This is a genomic window from Streptomyces endocoffeicus (assembly GCF_016741935.1).
GTDB classification, from domain to species: Bacteria; Actinomycetota; Actinomycetes; order Streptomycetales; family Streptomycetaceae; genus Streptomyces; species Streptomyces endocoffeicus.
In genome coordinates, this window is sequence record NZ_JAERRG010000046.1 from 36,462 (window position 1) to 54,254 (window position 17,793).

A 17,793-nucleotide genomic window follows, 5' to 3' on the forward strand; every position below is an offset into this window, starting at 1 on the left:
AACCTCCAGTCCATAGTTCGCGCAGGATATGGGGCCGGCCATCCGCTCGTCGAGGACGAACCGGGCATCGCCGAGGCGCGCTTCGGCCGCCTGGTGACCCGGGCACCGCCGCAACCGAAACGCGCAGGTTTATTAAAGTAGCCACCGGGCGAGGACCGGAGATATTCGGGCGGCGAACTCCGCGTGCAGCATATCTCCGTGGCCGCATGGGACATCGAGGCGTTCGAGACTGCCGGTGATATGGGGTTGCCAGTTGTTCACGACCTCTGCTTCCACGGTGTGTGCGGCGGTGAACAGCATGATGTCACCCTGGAAGATGCCGGGGGTGTGATCTTCGAGGATTCGTATGTGGTCGAGGAAGATCTGCCCGACTTTGCGGAGTGTCTCCTCCGAAAGGCCGGCGAGAGGGCTGCCGTCCGTGCGGGCGAGGCGAATGTACTCTCCCATCGTGAGCGGACCGTCGGCGTCGAACGTCCCACCGTGACCGAGGGAGACGAGAAGCTGAGCGAGGTGGTCGTCGGGAATGTCCGCGGGGACCGTGGCCTTTTCGACCGGGTAGCCGTCAAGCAGGGCCAGCAGGGCTACGCTCTCGCCCAGTTCCTGGAGGTGCACGGCCATCGCGTGGGCGGCGAGGGCGCCGAATGACCACCCGAGGAGCTGGTAGGGACCGGTGGGTTGGACGGCGCGGATCTGCTTGACGTAGTCCACGGCCATTTCGGCGACACTGTCCGGAGTCTGCCTGTCGTCGGTGAGACCGCGAGCCTGAAGCGCGTAGACAGGCTGGTCGGTTTCGAGGCCGTCCAGGAGGGTTGAGTAGACGGAACCTATGCCTGCGCCGGGGTGAACGCAGAAAAGCGGAGTGCGTCCACCTCCGACGTTCAGAGGGATGACATCTCGAATGGACTCACCACCGCCAGGGCGGTTCAGACGCTTTGCGAGCGTGGCGACTGTGGATGCGGCGAAGAGATCACCGATGCCAAGACTGACCGTAAGGGTGCTGTTGATACGAGCGATCAGTTGTGCGGCGAGGAGTGAATGCCCTCCTGCGTCGAAGAAGTCGTCGTTGACACCGATGGCGGGAACCTCAAGGACTTCGCTGAACAATGCACACAGGAGTTCCTCTGCCGCACTGCGGGGAGCGCCGCTCGCAGCAACGGTAGGATCGGGTTCGGGAAGGGCCTCGCGATCCAGTTTGCCGTTCTCCGTGACAGGCAGCCGATCCAGGACGACGTAGGCGGCAGGCACCATATAGTGCGGCAAGACCTCGGAGAGCCGGGATCGCAAGGCGGTCGGATTCACTTCGCCTTCTGCCGCCACAACGTATCCGGCCAACCGGTCCCCGCGATGAACGGCGGCGGCAGCCGCGACGACCCCGGGCTGCGCGGTCATCGCGGCCTCGATCTCGCCCAGTTCGATGCGATATCCACGTACCTTCACCTGACTGTCCGCACGGCTGACGAAGTCGACCATGCCGTCGGGACGTCGACGTACCAGGTCTCCGGTGTAGTAGATCCGCGCGCCGGGCGGGCCGAAGGGATCGGCCACGAAGCGGGTCGCTGTGACGTCCGGCATGCCGAGGTAGCCACGGGTGAGCAGGCCTGAAGGGTGCCTTTATTGCCGTACGTTGGTTGACCTGGGGCGCGGCATCTGCAAACCGCCTTGCGCCGCCGTCGGCCGGTCACCCCGGGAACGCCGCTGAACTGGCACCGCCGCCCGATCCGTTGGCTCGGCGCGTCCATGTCCTGGGTGTCACCGCCCGCCCGCTGAAGTCGGCGTAGCACCAGCCGCGGCCGCAGCACCGGCCAGCGGCAACATGTTGCTCGCCGGTGCACCGTAAATCCCGCAGGCCGACGTCCCCGCAGCTATGCCGCCCGCTGGCGGTACTGTGACGGGGAACAGCCCACATTCTTACGGAAGACTCGGGCGAAGTTCGCCGGATTCGGAAAGCCGCAGCGCCTACCGACCTGAGATACTGGTTCGTTGCCGTCTGAGGCAAGGAGCTGTCGGGCGGCTTGTATGCGTAATTCGGTCAGATAGCGTAAAGAAGTCTTCCCTGTTGCGGCGGAAAACTGCCGTATGAAATGATATCTACTCAGCATAACTATCTCCGCAAGTCGAGCCAGCGTGATATCGGAATTCATGTGTTCATTCATGTACGCAGTCACCGTCCTCAACTGCTCCGGCGTCAAGCCTCCCCTCCGCTGCGTCACATCAGATTGCGGATGGACGAGATGCATGGCCAAGTAACGGGCCGCGCTGATCAGATAATTGACGCTGGCTCCAGCGGCGAGAGCACTCAGCAGTAACGGTGCCATCGATGCGACATGCGGATCGAAAGCACGCAGTGTGTGCAGTTCCATGGGGTCACCTACACCGGATTTAACGGGTTGCATGTCGAAAGCGTGCCGAAGAACCTGAGTCGAAAGACGGATGCAGGCGACTTCGAACGTGGTACGCCTTGCAGGTGAGTGCCCAAGCCGGACAGGGTTGCGGGGCGCGATGAGGGAGATCTCACCGGGCACGAGGCTGACCGTTCGCCGTCCGTACGCGTCCTGGCCCTCGATCTGGCACGAACCGCGCAGGGGTACGACGATGACGAACCACTCGTCCGGGCATTGCAGGCGCCAGGTTTCCTGCTCCACGCCAAACAAACGTTTCTCCGCCTCCAGTGGATTATTTAACAGTCCATTCTGCAACTCAAACACAGGATATTCCCCTTGCGAACTGGTGCTTGATATCGGCGAGGCGTCATCGCTGGCAGGTAACGCAGTTCACGTGTGACGATCATTGTTAATGGAGTGGCGCGGTCTGCTGGGTTGTGGATTTGGCCGTGCCTGCCGGCGCATCATGGCTGATCCCGCCTGCCCATGATTAACGGTCAGGTCCTCGACGAACCGCGGCATCGACACCAGCGCCTATCGAGCCGGTGACCAGGCAGGCTTGGCCCGCACCGGAAAAAGCTCCTGTGCACTCGCATTGCAGGAGCGAGGAGATCCCTGGCAATCAGAATCTACGAACCGTAAAGATTCAGAAGGGCGACGTTATCCGGCTTCCGTACGCACTTATGGATTCCCGCCGACCCTGTGGAACTTCGTCGGCGGCGCACTGGAGACTACCGAAATGTGAAGCGTCATACCACGCAACGGGCAATCAGGCCACATGGCCGACGCCCCACCGGAAGCGGCCGAAGCCGACGAGGCCGCCGCCGTGTTGGCCGACGGGACCGCCGTGGGGGCGACGGTACCTAACGCGATGTTACGAAGCATGTACATCCCTCACACTCGGAGCATAAGCCGTTGGGGGTGTACACGGACGCGAGTAGCCCTCGGTTCATAGGGCAGGCAAATTTTCGTTCGGCCATACGACCCCGCCCGAACCAACGCGGTGCCAGGTGGCCCTCGTGCGCGGCGCGTTGCCGGTCCGTACAAGGAGCAGAAGGTGCCGCAGTCTGTCTAGGGGGAGGTGGTGGAGCGGGCCGGCGAGGACGGCGCGATCACTGTCGGTGAAGGTCGGCTTGCCGACCTCACGCTGAAGGACCATCGGCCCCCGCGGGCCTGCTGGCCGTTCCCGCCGCCGGCCCCGCACACTCCATGGATCCGTCGTAGGCAACCGTTGCCGACGCGCCATCGGGTGCCGGGGAGGCAGGCTGGGTGCGTCGAACGCACGATGGCCCTGCACCCTCATCTGCTACCGGCGACTCGCTCCATGAGATGTCCTCTTAGACTGTGTAGTACACCTTAGTGATTCTTCTAAATCGTTCGAATTAGGATCGTCGCATCGCTTACGGCCCGAGAAACCTGCCTGATCGCCTCGCGTGGGCTCTACTGTGCAGTGCATGGCACCTCCCTCGTTGAGTGCCGGACGGCTGGTCGCCGTCCGGCGGCTCTGATCCTCGCTGGTATGACTGGAATCTTATGGGCTGTCCCGGAACGTCCTGTTCTTAGAGGGGTGCGGTGTCTGCTGGATGTCATGGGCGCCGATCTTTTCGACCGTTTACAACGTTGTCAGGACTGGGTGTGTATGGACCAGACGGGTGAATCCCAGGAATATCCGTTATCTCCATGCTTGTACTTCGATAGGGGGCTCGTGTGACGCTCGAAAGGTGGCAGGACCGGCGGCTCCGTGCGATGCCAAAACCCAGGACCGATGTGCGGTTCAATGTTCTTGGCCCGCTTCAGGTGGTCAGTGACGGCGCCATGCTGCCGATGGGTGGTCCCAAGAAACGCGCGGTTCTGGGATACCTGCTGGTGCACGCGAACAACGTGGTCGCCACCAGTCAGATGATCAAGGTGATCTGGCCTCAGGGAGCCCCCTCGACCGCGCGCAAGATGCTCCAGAACACCGTGTCGTGGATCCGCGGCCTGCTCGCCGAGCACGACCTGGCCCCGTCCTGCGCGCTGTTGACCCACTCACCCGGCTACCTCCTGCGGGTCGACGAGAGCATGGTCGACCTGCTTCGTTTCGAACGGCTGGCCCGGGTCGGCCGCGAGGCGCTGGCCGACGGCCGGCGCGCCGAGGCCACCCGGGCCCTGCGCGAGGCGCTCGACCTGTGGCGGGGTACGGCACTGGAGGACCTGACCGACACCGGTATCACCTGGCCCCGGCTGACCGCCCTCCAGGAGGGGCGGCTGACCACCTTGGAGGACTACCTGGAGGCGGAGATCGCCGCCGGGCGGCATCACCAACACGTCGCGGAACTCGACGAGTTGGTCACCGCGGAGCCGCACCGGGAGCGTGCCTGCCGGCTGTTGATGGTCGCGCTGTACCGCTGCGGCAGGCAGGTCGACGCGCTGCGCGCCTACCAGCGGACCCGCAAGGCCCTGATGGACGACCTCGCTCTGGAACCCACCCGGGAGCTGCGCGAGCTGGAGACCCGCATCCTCGCCCACGACGTGTCCCTGCGCCCGGTCGTCGAAACCGAGCTGCGGCTGACCCTCTCCGGCGCCGCGCACGTCCGTCCGGCACCGGCGGTCGAGACCGTCCCGGACGGGGTGCCGGCCGCCCGCCGGGCCGGGGTCGAACCGGTCGCGCCGTCCCCCAGGCCGGCCGCCTCGACCGGGGAGCGCAAGCTCGTCTCCATCCTCACCACGTCGTTCGATCTCGGCCAGGGGGTGGACCCGGAGGACGTGGACGACCTGCTCGCCGACCTGGCCGCCGCGGTCCGCGCCGAGGCGGAGCTCGCCGGGGGCACCGTCGTGTGCTGTACCGGCTCCGCGGTCCAGGCGGTGTTCGGCGTTCCGCGCACCGGTGAACAGGACATGCTGGCCGCGGTCCGTACCGCGCTGGTGGTGCGCGACCGGTTCGCCGCCCGGGAGGGCGCCGGCTGCCCGTCGGCCACCGTGCGCCTGTCGGTCAACACCGAGGAGATCCTGATCAAGACGCACGGCGCGGCGCCGGAGGTGGTGAGCCCGGCGATCGACACCTGTCTGCGCCAGGTCTGGTCGCTGCCGCCGGACACGGTGTGGATCTGCGAGGCGACCCGGCGCAGCGGGGGCTCCGACCTCATCCACGACCCCGCCCCGTACCCCTCGCCCGCCGGCCCGCCGCTGTGGCACGCGACCGGGCTGCGCGGCGACCCGCCGTACCCCGTCGACATCCCGCGGCCGCCGCTGGTCGACCGGGACCACGATCTGATGATCCTCCAGGAGCACCTCGACCTGGTGGTGCGGCGTGGGCGCGGGCGGATCCTGACCCTGGTCGGCGAGGCGGGCATGGGCAAGAGCCGTCTGGTGCTGGAACTCGCCCGGCTGATCCGGCGCGACCCCGACCGGGCCCGGGTACTGCGGACCGGTACGGTGCACGGCCTGCGGACCGCCACCGCCGACCCGCTCGCCGCCCTGGTCGCCTCCTGGGCCGGGCTGTCCCACGGCTGCACGCCTGAGGAGGCCGAGGCCAAGGTGACCGCCGCGGTGGGCGGACTGCTCGGCGAGGACTCGGCGGCCCGGTCGCTGACCCGCGACCTGCTCCCGCTGTTCGCCCCGGGCGGCCGGGTGCGCGGCGGGCCGGACGCCGGCGAGGTGCACGCCGCCGTGGTCGACCTGCTCACCGGGATCGCCGGGGAAGTCCCGGTGGTGCTGGTGGTGGAGGACCTGCACGCGGCCGACGACGACCTGTTGCGGTTCCTCGGCCTGCTCGCCGGGCGGGTGGCCGCCATCCCACTGCTGCTGATCTCCACGGCCCGGCCGCAGCTCGCCGGCCGCCGCGTGTGTTCCCGGGCATCCACCACGATGACACTGGACCGGCTGACCGACGCCGCGGTCCGGGAGCTGTGGGGGTCGGTGCTGCGGCGCGAGGAAGACGGTGACGGCACCGGTCTGACCCCGGAGTTGTTCGACCGGATCGGCGGCAACCCCATGTACGCCATCGAGTTCGCCCGGCAGCGGCTGCACGAGCCGGACGGCGCCCCGGAGGGCCGGCTGCCGGCCCGGATCTACCGGGTGGTCGCCGCGACGCTCGACCGCCTGGGGCCCGAGGAGAAGGAGGTCCTGAAGGAGGCCACCCTGGTGTCCGGGCCCATCGTGCCGGACACCGTGGCCGCGCTGGGCTGCCGCACCGTGGAGGTGGTGCGGGGCTGCCTGGACGAGCTGACCCGGCGGCACCTGCTGGTGCACGAACTCGACGGCAGGGGCTACACCTTCGCGCATCCGGTGATCCGGGACGTGGCGCACGCCCAGTTGCCCAAGGCCACCCGGTCCGGTGCTGACCGCCGGGCCGGGGCGCTCCGGGTCGGCTGACGGCGGCGTTGCCGGTGCCGGCCGCGCGGTGACGGCGGGGGCGGTCCCCGGGGCCGCCCCCGCCATCACCGCGCGGTCGGCGGCGTACCCGTGGGCCCACCGACGGGTGGGCCCGGCCGACCGGGCGGCGGCATTTCAGTCGGTGAGCACCTTGACCGGGTCGCAGGATGCCCAGCACTCGGTGATCAGACCGTTCTCCACCTTGAGGATCTCGGTCAGGATCCGGGTGAACGTGGCGCCCTCCGGCCCGAGTTCGCCCGCGCCCGGACCCAGCTTGCCGATCACGCTCCAGTGCGTGGTGATGTACTCGTCCGTGATGATCGGCCCGACCAGGGTGGTGAACTTCGCCTCCTGGAAGACCGCGTTCACCGCGATCACCCACCGGCGGACCGACTGCGCGTCGTTGATCGCGTCGAGGTCGCGGTCGGCCTCCAGGCACAGCTTGAACCCGGGCGCGATGATCTCGTCGGTCAGGTCCAGCTGGTTGTACCAGAGGTTCGTCCACTTCTCCCACAGGGACAGGTGTGTGGCGGTCATACGGGTCCTCCCGAGAGTGATCGTTGAGGCGTCGCGGACAGCAGACCGCGACGCAGGTCGCCCACCAGCTCCGCCGCCGAGACACGGTCAGCGGCGGATCCGAAGACGTAGAAGTCCGGCCGCACCAGCAGCGCGACCGCCGAGGACTCGGCCAGGAACGGCAGATACACCCCGTCGTCGTCGGCCACCTCGCCCTCGCCCACCGGTGCCCCGGCCGGCACCACCCGCACCAGGCGGGTCCCGACGCCGGCCAGGAACTCCCGGTCGGCGTCGTCCAGCAGCGCCGCCGGGTCCTGGCCGGTCAGGAACACGAAGCCGCGCCCGGCCACGTCGTCGAAGCGTCCCGTGCCGGCGGTGCCGGTCACCCGGCCCTGCGGCATGTACGCGCCCGCGCCGGGGCCCGCCCCGGACAGCAGCCCCTCCTTCAGCGGCACCCCGCTGAGCTGCGGCGGCTCCTCGGCCTCCGGATCGGCCGCCCGGGCCAGCAGCATGGTGTCGCGCACCGCGGCGGCGGCCGGGTCCAGTTCGCACACCATCTTGCCCAGCTCGATCGCGTAGCCGATGAAGTGCCGTAGGTGGCCGGTGCGTTCGACCGCATAGCTGTCCAGCAGCGCCGGGTCGCCGCGGCCGCGCAGCACCAGGTCCAGCTTCCAGGTCAGGTTGGCCGCGTCCCGGATACCGGCGCACATGCCCTGGCCGGCGAACGGAGGCATCAGATGCGCGGCGTCCCCGGCCAGCAGGATCCGGCCGCGCCGCCACTGGTCCACCCACTGCGCGCTGAAGGTGTACACCGAGTGCCGGTGCATGGTGGCGTTGTCGGGGGTTATGCCGTGCGGTTCCAGCAGCCGCCAGGCGGTCTCCGGCCGGTTCAGCTCCTCGATGCTCTCGCCCGGCAGCCGCATGAATTCCCAACGACGGTGTTCCAAGCCGCCGGAGACCACCGTGGTCGGCCGGGCCGGGTCGCAGATCTGGAGGTTGTTCGGCCGGAACTCGCGCGGCTCGTTCAGCACCAGGTCACAGAGCAGCCAGTCGTAGAAGAACCCCAGGCCGGTCACCGTGGACCCGATGGCACGGCGCACCGCGCTGTTCGCGCCGTCGCAGCCCACCACCCAGGAGGCGGTGAGACGGCGCCCGCCCGCGGTGACCTCCACATGGTCGTCCCGCTCGACGCAGCCGGTCACCTCCACACCGCGCAGCAGCCGCAGGTTCGGCAGCCGCTCGGCCCTTTCCCGCAGCACCCGCTCCAGCGCCGGCTGGTGGAAGACCACCGACCTCGGCCAGCCGGCCGACCCGGGCGGGTCGCCGGCCAGCTCCAGGCGCATCAGCACCTGGCCATCGGCGGTGTGGAACTCGTAGTCGACCGCCGGGTCCCCGACCTCGTGCAGCCGGTCCCCGATCCCGGCGGCCGCCAGGTACCGCGCGGTCTCCCCGTCGAAGTGCACGGCCCGCGGGAAGGGGTACGGCCGCTCGTAGCGCTCCAGCACGGTCACCCGCCAGCCCTGCTGGGCCAGCAGCGTCGCGGTCAGCTGGCCGACCGGGCCCCAGCCGACCACCAGCACGTCACAGTCGGTGGTCACCGGAACGCCTCGATGTGGTCGGCGGCCCACTCCCGGTACGACCGCGGCGGCCGGCCCAGCACTTCGGCCACCGCGCCGTCGACCCCCACCAGGCTCTCGTCGGTGTTGCGCAGCATGGTCAGCATCGCGTCGGCGACCGCCGGCGGGTAGTGCAGCCGGTCCACCATCGCCGCCCGGGCCACCGCCTCCGGCAGCTCCTCGAACGCCACCGGCTCGCCGAGCAGGTCGGCGAGTACGGCCACCTGCTCGACGACCGTGATCACCTCGCCGCCGGTCAGCGTGTGCACGCGGGACCGGTGCGGGGCCGGATCCGCCAGCACCCGGGCGGCCACCTCGCCCACGTCCCGGGGGTCCACCGCCGAACTGCGGAAGTCCCCGCCGAAGGCCCGCACCACCCGCTCGGTGCGCACCGACGGCGCCCACGGCAGCGTGTTGGACATGAACGTGCCGCCGCGCAGCACCGTCCAATCCAGGCCGGAGCCCTGGACCACCGCCTCCGCCGCCAGGTTGAACTGCTTGATGGCGCTGTCCCGAGCGCTGCCGGCCCGGATCGAGGACAGCAGCGCCACCTGCCGCACGCCCGCGTCGCGCACCGCTTTCACGATCGGCCCGGCCTGCGGGATCCCGGGCAGCACCAGGAGCAGGAACGCCCGGTCCACCCCGTCCAGCGCGGGGCCCAGCGAGCCGGGGTCCGCCAAGTCACCGGTGACGACGTCCACCGCCTTGGCCCAGCGTCGGGCGCCCTCGGGGTTCCGGGTGAGCACCCGGACCTTCTCTCCACGCTCCAGCAGCCGGTCGACGACCTCGCCGCCCACGGCCCCGGTAGCACCGGTCACCAAGATCACGGGATACAGCCTCCTGTCAGAAGACGGCGTCGATCAGCTCGGACGCCTGCTCTACGGTCAACCTCGGGTCGCACAGCGACAGATAGCGCTCGGTCAGCGCGTTCTCCTCCTCGGGGCGGCCGACGCACTCGGTCACCCGCTCCGCGGCCACCTCCAGGTGCAGCCCGCCGACATGCCGGCCGGCCCGCTCCACCACCCGGCGGAATTCCCGGCTCTCCGCGATCAGGTCGGCCAGGTATCGGGTCTTCAGCCCGCCCGCCGCCCGCCGGGTGTTGCCGTGCATCGGATCGCTCAGCCACACCACCGGGTGGCCGGCCGACACCACCGCCCGCACCAGCGGCGGCAGCGCCTCCGCGACAGCGTCCCGGCCCATCCGGAAGATCAGGGTCAGCCGCCCCGGCACCCGGTCGGGGTCGAGCGCGGCACACAGCCGCAGCAGCGTGTCCGGGGCGGTCGACGGGCCGATCTTGCAGCCCACCGGGTTGCGCACCGAGGCCAGCAGAGCCACATGTGCGTGATCCAACTGCCGGGTGCGCTCGCCGATCCACGGGAAGTGCGTGGAGCCCAGCAGCGACCGGCCGGCCGCCGGGTCATGCCGCACCAGGCCGGCCTCGTAGTCCAGCACCAGCGCCTCGTGGCTGCTCCATGGCCCCAGCCGCCCGCCGTCCGCCGCCGCCAGGCGCCAGGCGCGCAGGTCCCGCAGGATCTCCGTGCTCGCGTGGTACGCCCAGACCATCCGCCGCGGATCGGGCCGCCGGGCGAGCTCCGAGGCCGTCTCCAGGTTGACCATGTGACCGCGGAAGACCGGCAGCGTCACCCCGTCGACCGTCTCGACCGGCGCCGACCGCGGCTTGGCGTACTGCCCGGCGATCCGCCCGATCCGCAGCACCGACTGGCCGGTCCGCGCCGCCATCCGGTCGGCCAGCGCCTCGAGCGCCGACACCTTCGCGGCGGTGTGCCCGGCGCCGGACTCATAGAAACTCTCCGCGCAGTCGCCGGCCTGCACCAGCCGGGCCTGGCCCCGCGCCACCTTCGCCAGGCCCCAGCCCAGGGTGGCCACCTCGGTGTGCGTCACCAGCGGCGCGGCGCCACGCAGCCGGCCGAGCGCGGCGGCGTGCGCGGGGTGCGCGTCCCACTCCGGCTGTTGCTCCGCCGGCAGCGACTCCCACACCGACGGCAGCGGCGCGCCCATCATGCGGACGTCGCGATGTCGTGGTGGAGCAGCGCGGGCAGATCCTCGCGGTGCTTCACACCCAGCTTCCGGTACACCTTCGTCAGGTGCTGCTCGACCGTGCTCTCGGTGACGAACAGCTTCCCCGCGATGGCTCGGTTGGTGTAGCCGGCCGAGGCCAGCGTCGCCACCCGCCGCTCGGCCCGGCTGAGGAAGGTCAGCGCGGTGTCCTCCAACGTGCCGGGGCCGTCCACCTCGTGCTCGGCCATGCCCGGGAACAGCTCCCGGCACAGCGGCTCGGCCTGGCAGCTGCGCGCCACGTGCCAGGCCCGGCGGGCCGTCTGCCGGGCCCGCCGTTGCTCGCCGGACGCGTGGTACGCGTGGCTGAGGTCGGCCAGCGCCCGCGCCAATTCGTAACGGTCCCCGGCGCCCTCCAGGATCTCCACCGCGTCCCCCAGCAGATCGGTGCGCTGCCGCTCGCTCCCGCACGCCGCCAGCAGCCGCAGCGCTTGGCCCCGGACCCGGCCGAAGTCGGTTCCCACCCAGGCCAGCTGTTCGTTCAGCAGCCGTCTGGCCTGCTCCCGGTTGCCCTGACGCAGCCAGGTCTCGGCCGCGCCGGTGCGCCACGGCACCAGGCCCGGGGTGTCCAGCGCCCAGGAGCGCATCAGCTCGCCGCAGGCGAAGAAGTCGGCCAGGGCGGCGGCGTGGTTGTCGCACACAAGGTGGTAGTGGCCACGCGCGTACAGGTAGTGCAGCCCGTACCGGCTCTCGAACATCGACGCCGGGACCGGAACCCGCAGGTATTCGGCGGCAATCGGCAACTGTCCGGTCCGGGAGGCGGCCAGGATCAGCGAGCTCAGCGGCAGGCCGGCGGCCGTGCCCCAGGCCGGTGCGGACACCTCCTCCAGCGCGGCCCGCGCCCGTTCGGTGGCCGTCGCCAGATCCCCGCGCCGGACCGCGATCTCCGCCGACACGGCGGCCAGCTCGGCCCGGGACATCGGCAGCCGCGCGGTCCACGGGTCCCGGCGCCATGCCTCGCACCAGCGGGCCGCCCGCTCGGTCCGGTCGGCGTACACCTCCGGCATCAGGCACAGCAGTGCGGACTCGCCGGTCCACACCGTGCCCCGCTGCACACTGGCCTTGTGCAGCAACTGCTCGGTCCGTTCGGTGGCCTCCTCGTACCGCCCGTGGATCAGCACATCCGCCAGCACCGCGGAGAACCGCTGCCACGGCTCGGACCGGTCCGCGGGCCCCTCGCCCGCCGGCCGGCCCCGCAGCACCGGCCGGCGCCGGCGCGCCGGCCGCGGGTGGGTGCACATCAGCCACAGCTCGAACGCGCGCAGCCGGGCACCGGTGCCGGCCGGGTCGTCGTCCGGCGCGGCCCGCAGCCGCTCGACGAGCGCGGTGGCCTCCTCGGGACGGCCCTGCCACAGCAGTTGCCGGCATACCTCGATGGTGTCGCCGGGCGTCAGCAGGCCGGCCCGGGCGTCCCCGGCCAGCTGTTCCAGGTGCCGGACCGCGGCGCGGGGGTCGGAGCGCCACTCCACCTGAGCCAGCCGGACGCGGATCGCGGCCCGCTCCCGGCCGTCCCCGGCACCGCGCAGCGCCTGCTCCAGGCAGTCCACGGCCACCGCGAACCGCTGCTCCAGCAGGTGGCTCTCGGCCGCGTCCCGCAGTACCCGGGTGGCCGGGATCCCGTCGGCGCCCTCGCCCGCGACGATGTGCGCGGCGACCGCGGTGGCCGGCTCGCCCCGTTCCTGTAACAGCCGGGCCGCGGCGCGGTGCAGCGCCACGCGCTGCTGCGGCGGCAGGTCGTCGAGCACCCCGGCCCGGCCGTTGGGGTGCGCGAAGTCCCCGTCGCTGAGCAGCCCGCCCGCCTCGAAGGCCCGGACCGTGTCGGCGACCACGTCCACGTTCACCCCGACCAGCCGGCTCAGCAACGCCTCCGAGGCGTACCCGCGCAACACCGCCAGGCCCCGGACCACGGCCAGCCCGGCCGGCCCGCCACGCCGCAGGCTGGTCAGCAGCGCCTGCCGATAGGAGCGGCCGGCCATGTTCCGGCCGGTCCGCCAGTCGTCCAACAGGGCGTGCAGCAGCAGCGGGTTGCCGCCGCTGGCGCTGAAGAACGCCGGCGCCAGCCGGTGCGTGGCCGACGGCCCGCAGCGCCGGCCGATCAGCTCGGCGGCGCCCCGCTGCGACAGTCGGCCGACCGGGATCAGGTCGCTGTGCGGGTACCGCAACAGCTCGGTCCTGGCCGCCGAGAAACCCGGGTGCGGGCCGATATCGCTGGCCAGCACCACCAGCACCGGGGCCGGCCCGATCCGCCGGGCCAGCCACAGCAGCCACAGCACCGACTCCGGGTCGGCGTGCTGCACGTCGTCCACCGTGATCAGCGCCGGCGAACGGTTCACCAGGGCGAGCAGTTCCACGCACAGCCCCTGCAGCACCTGGGCGGTCAGTCGCTCGGCCGCCCCGGTGTCGGGGGTGGACGCGAGCCTGTCGATCAGTTCCGCGGCCCGATCCCGGAACGCCGCCGGCAGCGCGGGCGCCAGGAACAGCTGGCTCACCACGCCCAGTGGGAGCGCCCGCTCGGCCGGCGAGCAGATCGCGTGCAGCCGGAGCAGCGCCCCGCCGGCCCCGGGCCCGCCGTCCACATGGCGTCCGTGCGCCGATGCTCCGTCCGCTGGTGCTCCGTCCGCTGCTGTGCCGTCGGTGGGCGTGTCCGTACCGGGTCCGTGCCCGTCGGCGCGACGCGGACACACTCCGTCGGCGGACCGGGCGAACGAATGCAGCAACTCCGTCTTCCCGGTCGCCGCCGCCCCCTCGATGAGGGCGATGCTCCCGGTCCCGGACGTGGCCTGACACAGCAGCGCGGTAAGTCGGGACAGTTGCTCGTCCCTCTCCACCAACCTGGTCAAAGGTTCCTCCTGCAATCGAGCATGTCCCCCGTGCTGACCGAGTCCTTACGGCGCCGCCGATGCTAGGCGGGACGCCGCCCCGTGCCCCAGTGACGGAATTCCATCGACCGTTCCATCGACCGTTCCACCGACCGGTCACCACCCGTCCGTCAGCCGACCGGCCGACCACCCGTCGGGCCAGGTCAGAGAGGGAAGATCGGCGTGTGGCGAAGGGCCCGGCCGCCACCGGCCGCCACCGGCCGACGGGCTTCGCCACACCCGGCTCAGTCCAGCTTCTCCAGCCAGCCCAGCAGCGCCTCCGCGGTGTCCGCCACCTCCTCGGTCAGCACCGTGAAGTGGTCGCCCGCCACCTCGATCAGGTCGTGCGGCAGCGGCCACGTCGCCTGCCAGCCGTCCTTTCCGGCCATCTCCGGTGTGGGGCGGCCGGCCCGCAGATACAGCGTCGGCGTGGTGACCGCGCACGGTGTCCAGTCGGCGAACATCCGCAGATAGGCACCCATCGCCAGCAGTGCGGCGTCGTCCGGCGCGCCCTCCTCCACCGCGGCTCGCGCGGGCAGCCCGAGCAGCCACTCCTGGGCGCGCGAATCGCCGTCCAGCGGGTAGGTGTCGATCAGTACCAGCCCCCGCGGCCCGCGGCCCAGTCGCTCCAGCTCGCTGGTGACGGCGTGCGCGACGGTGCCGCCCAGGGACCGGCCCACCAGCACGTACGGCTCGTCGCCGACGTGGCCGAGGACGGACCGCGCGTGCATCCCGACCAGCGTCCCGCGGTCCTCCGGCACGGCCTGACCGGTGCCGAAGCCGGGGTAGGGCAGCACCACGCTGTCCAGGACCCCGTCCAGCCGGCGGCCCAGCGCGTCGTACTCGTGCGGGGTGGCCGCCGGAGTCACCGCCGGCACGCAGACCACCCTCGGCCGCCGCGGACCGGTCGCCAGCGTCACCGGCCGCATGGCGTGCTCCGCGCTGTCCCGGTCCGAGAACGTCGGCACCGACCAGGACGCACCGACCAGCATCTGCGTCGCCGCCTCGATCCGGCCATCCCGGTACAGCCGCTCGTACAGCGTGGCAACCGTGTAGGTGGACGACTCCGGTGAACGCCCGGCCGCCAGCCGCGCCCCCACGTGGTCGGCGAGCGCGGTGGCCGTCGGGTGATCGAACACCACGGTCGCGGACAGCCGCAGCCCGGTGGCCGACGCCAGCCGGTTCCGCAGCTCGACCGCGGTCAGCGAGTCAATGCCGAACTCCCGGAATTCCCGTTCGGGGTCGACCGCGTCGGCGCCGGAGTGCCCCAGCACCTCGGCGACCTGCTCGCAGACCAGTTTCAGCGCCGACCCGGGGTCGACCGTGGGCGGCGCCGCGCTCGCGGCGTGCCGGGCGGTCGGCCGGGGCCGTCGGATCAGGCCCCGCAGCGCCGCCGGCACCGCCTCCAGCCGGCCCAGTGCTCCGACGTCAAGCTTCACCGGCGCCAGCACGGCGGCACCGGACCCGACCGCCGCGTCGAAGAGCGCCAGACCTTCGGCGTTCGACAGTGGCCGGAGCCCGTTGCGGGTCATCCGGTCGTGGTCGGCTTGGGTGAGGTGGCGGGTCATGCCGGTGGTGCGTTCCCAGGATCCCCAGGCGAGTGAGGTGCCGGGGAGACCGTGGTGGCGGCGGTGGGTGATCAGGGCGTCGAGGAAGGCGTTGGCGGCGGCGTAGTTGGCCTGTCCGGCGCTGCCGAGCGTGCCGGCCAGCGAGGAGAAGACGACGAAGAGGGTCAGGTCTTGGTCGCGGGTGAGTTCGTGGAGGTGCCAGGCGGCGTCGGCCTTGGGGGCGAAGGTGGTGGTCAGGGCGTTGGTGTCGAGGTGGTCGATGGTGGCGTCGGCGAGGGCTCCGGCGGTGTGGATGACGCCGGTGAGGGGGCCGGTCTCGTCGATAAGCGTGGCGAGGGCGGTGCGGTCGGTGAGGTCGCAGGAGATGGTGCGGACCCGGGCGCCGTGTTGTTGGAGTTCGGTGGTGAGTTCGGTGGCGCCGGGGGCGTTGGGTCCTTGGCGGCTGGTGAGGATGAGGTCGCGGACGCCGTGTTCGGCGACTAGGTGGCGGGCGACCAGCGAGCCCAGGCCGCCGGTGCCGCCGGTGATGAGTACGGGGCCCGTGGGGAGGTCGGGCCGCTTGTCGATGGATGCCCTGGTGTCCGTGGACAGGCGTGTGAGTCGGGGGAGGGTGATGGCGCCGTCGCGGATGCGGGCCTGGGGTTCGCCGGAGGCGATGAGGGTGGGGAGGATCTTTTGGGAGGTGGGGTGGTTGTCGGTGTCGATGAGGGTGATGCGGTTGGGGTGTTCGGTTTGGGCGGTGCGGAGCAGTCCCCAGACGGCTGCGCCGGCGAGGTCGTCGTGGGTGGCTTCGACGATGAGTGGGGTGGTGGTGTCCTGGGCCAGGTGGTGCTGGACGCGGGCCAGGGCCTCGGCGGTGATGCGGTGCACATCGGCCAGGACGTCGTCGCCCACCGTGGGGACCGTGTACCGCTCGAAGTCCACTGTGGTGGTGGGGGTGGTGGGGGTGTATGGGGACCAGCCGAGCGTGTACAGGTGGTCCGTTTCGGGTTGGGTGCGGCGGAGTTGGTCGGGGTCGAGTGGTCGGGCGGTGAGGGAGCCGATGGTGATGACGGGTTGGCCGGTGGTGTCGGTGGCCAGTAGGCGAGTGGCGCCGGTGTGGTCGGTGTCCAGTTGGACGCGCAGGTGGGTGGCGCCGGTGGCGTGGACGGTCACACCCGTCCAGGAGAACGGCAGTCGGATGCCGGATTCCTCGTCCCACGCGGCGGTCACGGCGGCCGGGTGCAGGGCCGCGTCGAGCAGCGCCGGGTGCAGGATGTGGCCTTTGGCAGGCCCGGCGGCTTCTGCGAGTTCGACCTCGGCGAAGAGGGTGTTGTCGCGTTGGTAGAGGGTGCGGAGTCCTTGGAAGGCGGGGCCGTAGTGGAGTCCCGTGTCGGCGAGTTGTCGGTAGGCGTTGGTGAGGTCGATTTGGTGGGCGTCGGTGGGTGGCCAGGTGCCGGGTTCTGCCGTGGTGTGGGTTTCGCGGCTGAGGGTGCCGGTGGCGTGGGGGGTCCAGGTGCCGGTGGTGTCGCGGCTGTGGAGGGAGATGGGGCGGTGGCCGGTGTCGGCCTCGGGGCCCACGGTGATCTGGACCGGGGTGGGGCGGGTCAGCGCGAGGGGGGTATGGATGACCAACTCGTCCACGGTGGTGTGGTCGGTGTGCTCGGCGGCGTGCAGGGCCAGGTCCACCAGTGCGGCGCCGGGGACGATCACGGTGCCGTCTACCGCGTGGTCGGCGAGCCAGGGGTGGGTGCTGGTGGAGAGTCGGCCGGAGAGGATGAGTTCGCCGGTGTCGGCCATGGTGGTCACCGCGCCCAGCAGTGGGTGGTCCGTGGTGTCCAGGCCGGCCCCCTCCACCTCGGCGCTCCCGCCCGCGTCGTGCAGCCAGAAGTCCCGCCGCTGGAAGGGGTAGGTCGGCAGGTCCACCCGTCGGCCCTTCCCGATCACCGCGGCCCAGTCCACCGGGGTGCCTCCGAGGTGGAGTTCGCGCGCCGCGGTGAGCAGTGCTGTGATGTCGTGGTGGTCTCGTCGTAGCGTTCCGGTGACGGTCGCCTCCGGGTAGCTCTCCCGTATGCTCGTGGTGAGTACTGGATGCGGGCTGACCTCGATGAACACGTCAAAACCGGCGTCGGAAAGGTGGCCGACCGCGTCGTCGAACCAGACTGTCTGGCGTAGGTTTCGGTACCAGTAGTCGGCGTCCATCGATGCGGTGTCGATCCAGTCGCGTTCCACGGTGGAGAACAGCGGCACTCGTGAGGTCGTCGGCTGGATGTCGGTCAGGGTTCGGGCCAGCTCTTCCTGGATCCGTTCCACTTGTGCTGAGTGGGATGCGTAGTCCACCGCGACGCGTCGGGCGCGGTCTTCGGTGGCCAGCAGTTCTTCGAGCGCGGTGATCTGGCCGGATACCACTACTGCCTCCGGTCCGTTCACCACCGCGACCGACAGC

At 70.9% G+C, this 17,793-nt stretch carries 9 protein-coding genes; 1 reads left to right on the forward strand and 8 read right to left on the reverse strand.

Annotated elements, in window-relative coordinates:
• Window positions 1–132 precede the first annotated feature (132 nt).
• Complete coding sequence (locus JK364_RS49315) at window positions 133–1,572, reverse strand: thioesterase domain-containing protein (protein WP_201858009.1); 1,440 nt, start codon at window positions 1,570–1,572, stop codon at window positions 133–135.
• A 290-nt stretch (window positions 1,573–1,862) separates the two neighbouring features.
• A complete protein-coding gene (locus JK364_RS56425; RefSeq protein ID WP_307841645.1) occupies window positions 1,863–2,705 on the reverse strand; it encodes a helix-turn-helix domain-containing protein in 843 nt (280 codons plus the stop codon).
• Between the two features lie 1,500 nt (window positions 2,706–4,205).
• Between JK364_RS56425 and JK364_RS49325 the strand changes: the two genes are divergently transcribed.
• The gene (locus tag JK364_RS49325) at window positions 4,206–6,734 is read left to right on the forward strand and encodes an ATP-binding protein (protein WP_201858010.1); all 2,529 of its coding nucleotides are present in this window, start codon (window positions 4,206–4,208) and stop codon (window positions 6,732–6,734) included.
• Window positions 6,735–6,869: 135 nt separating this feature from the next.
• On the opposite strand, the gene JK364_RS49330 is transcribed toward JK364_RS49325, so the two are convergent.
• The 6 genes from JK364_RS49330 to JK364_RS49355 all read right to left on the reverse strand — a co-directional run bounded on the left by JK364_RS49330 (window position 6,870) and on the right by JK364_RS49355 (window position 17,777).
• Complete coding sequence (locus tag JK364_RS49330; protein ID WP_201858011.1) at window positions 6,870–7,271, reverse strand: hypothetical protein; 402 nt, start codon at window positions 7,269–7,271, stop codon at window positions 6,870–6,872.
• On the reverse strand, window positions 7,268–8,848 hold the full coding sequence (mhpA, locus tag JK364_RS49335) for a bifunctional 3-(3-hydroxy-phenyl)propionate/3-hydroxycinnamic acid hydroxylase MhpA (RefSeq protein ID WP_201858012.1): 1,581 nt from the start codon (window positions 8,846–8,848) through the stop codon (window positions 7,268–7,270). The genes JK364_RS49330 and mhpA overlap by 4 nt, the downstream gene beginning before the upstream one ends.
• A complete protein-coding gene (locus JK364_RS49340) occupies window positions 8,845–9,693 on the reverse strand; it encodes an NAD(P)H-binding protein (protein ID WP_201858013.1) in 849 nt (282 codons plus the stop codon). The genes mhpA and JK364_RS49340 overlap by 4 nt, the downstream gene beginning before the upstream one ends.
• A gap of 16 nt (window positions 9,694–9,709) precedes the next feature.
• Entirely contained in the window at window positions 9,710–10,888 is a 1,179-nt protein-coding gene (locus JK364_RS49345; RefSeq protein ID WP_230993734.1) for a 3-deoxy-7-phosphoheptulonate synthase, read from the reverse strand.
• Window positions 10,885–13,782: a helix-turn-helix transcriptional regulator gene (locus JK364_RS49350; protein ID WP_201858014.1), complete on the reverse strand. Its 2,898-nt coding sequence runs from the start codon at window positions 13,780–13,782 to the stop codon at window positions 10,885–10,887. The genes JK364_RS49345 and JK364_RS49350 overlap by 4 nt, the downstream gene beginning before the upstream one ends.
• Before the next feature lie 263 nt (window positions 13,783–14,045).
• Window positions 14,046–17,777: an SDR family NAD(P)-dependent oxidoreductase gene (locus JK364_RS49355; protein WP_201858015.1), complete on the reverse strand. Its 3,732-nt coding sequence runs from the start codon at window positions 17,775–17,777 to the stop codon at window positions 14,046–14,048.
• Window positions 17,778–17,793: the final 16 nt, after the last annotated feature.

What these genes read in the sequence shown, in the direction of transcription:
- JK364_RS49315 (WP_201858009.1), bottom strand. Translation starts at nt 1,572, where the DNA reads ATGCCGGACGTCACAGCGACCCGCTTCGTGGCCGATCCCTTCGGCCCG.
- JK364_RS49325 (WP_201858010.1), top strand. Translation starts at nt 4,206, where the DNA reads ATGGGTGGTCCCAAGAAACGCGCGGTTCTGGGATACCTGCTGGTGCAC.
- JK364_RS49330 (WP_201858011.1), bottom strand. Translation starts at nt 7,271, where the DNA reads ATGACCGCCACACACCTGTCCCTGTGGGAGAAGTGGACGAACCTCTGG.
- JK364_RS49345 (WP_230993734.1), bottom strand. Translation starts at nt 10,888, where the DNA reads ATGATGGGCGCGCCGCTGCCGTCGGTGTGGGAGTCGCTGCCGGCGGAG.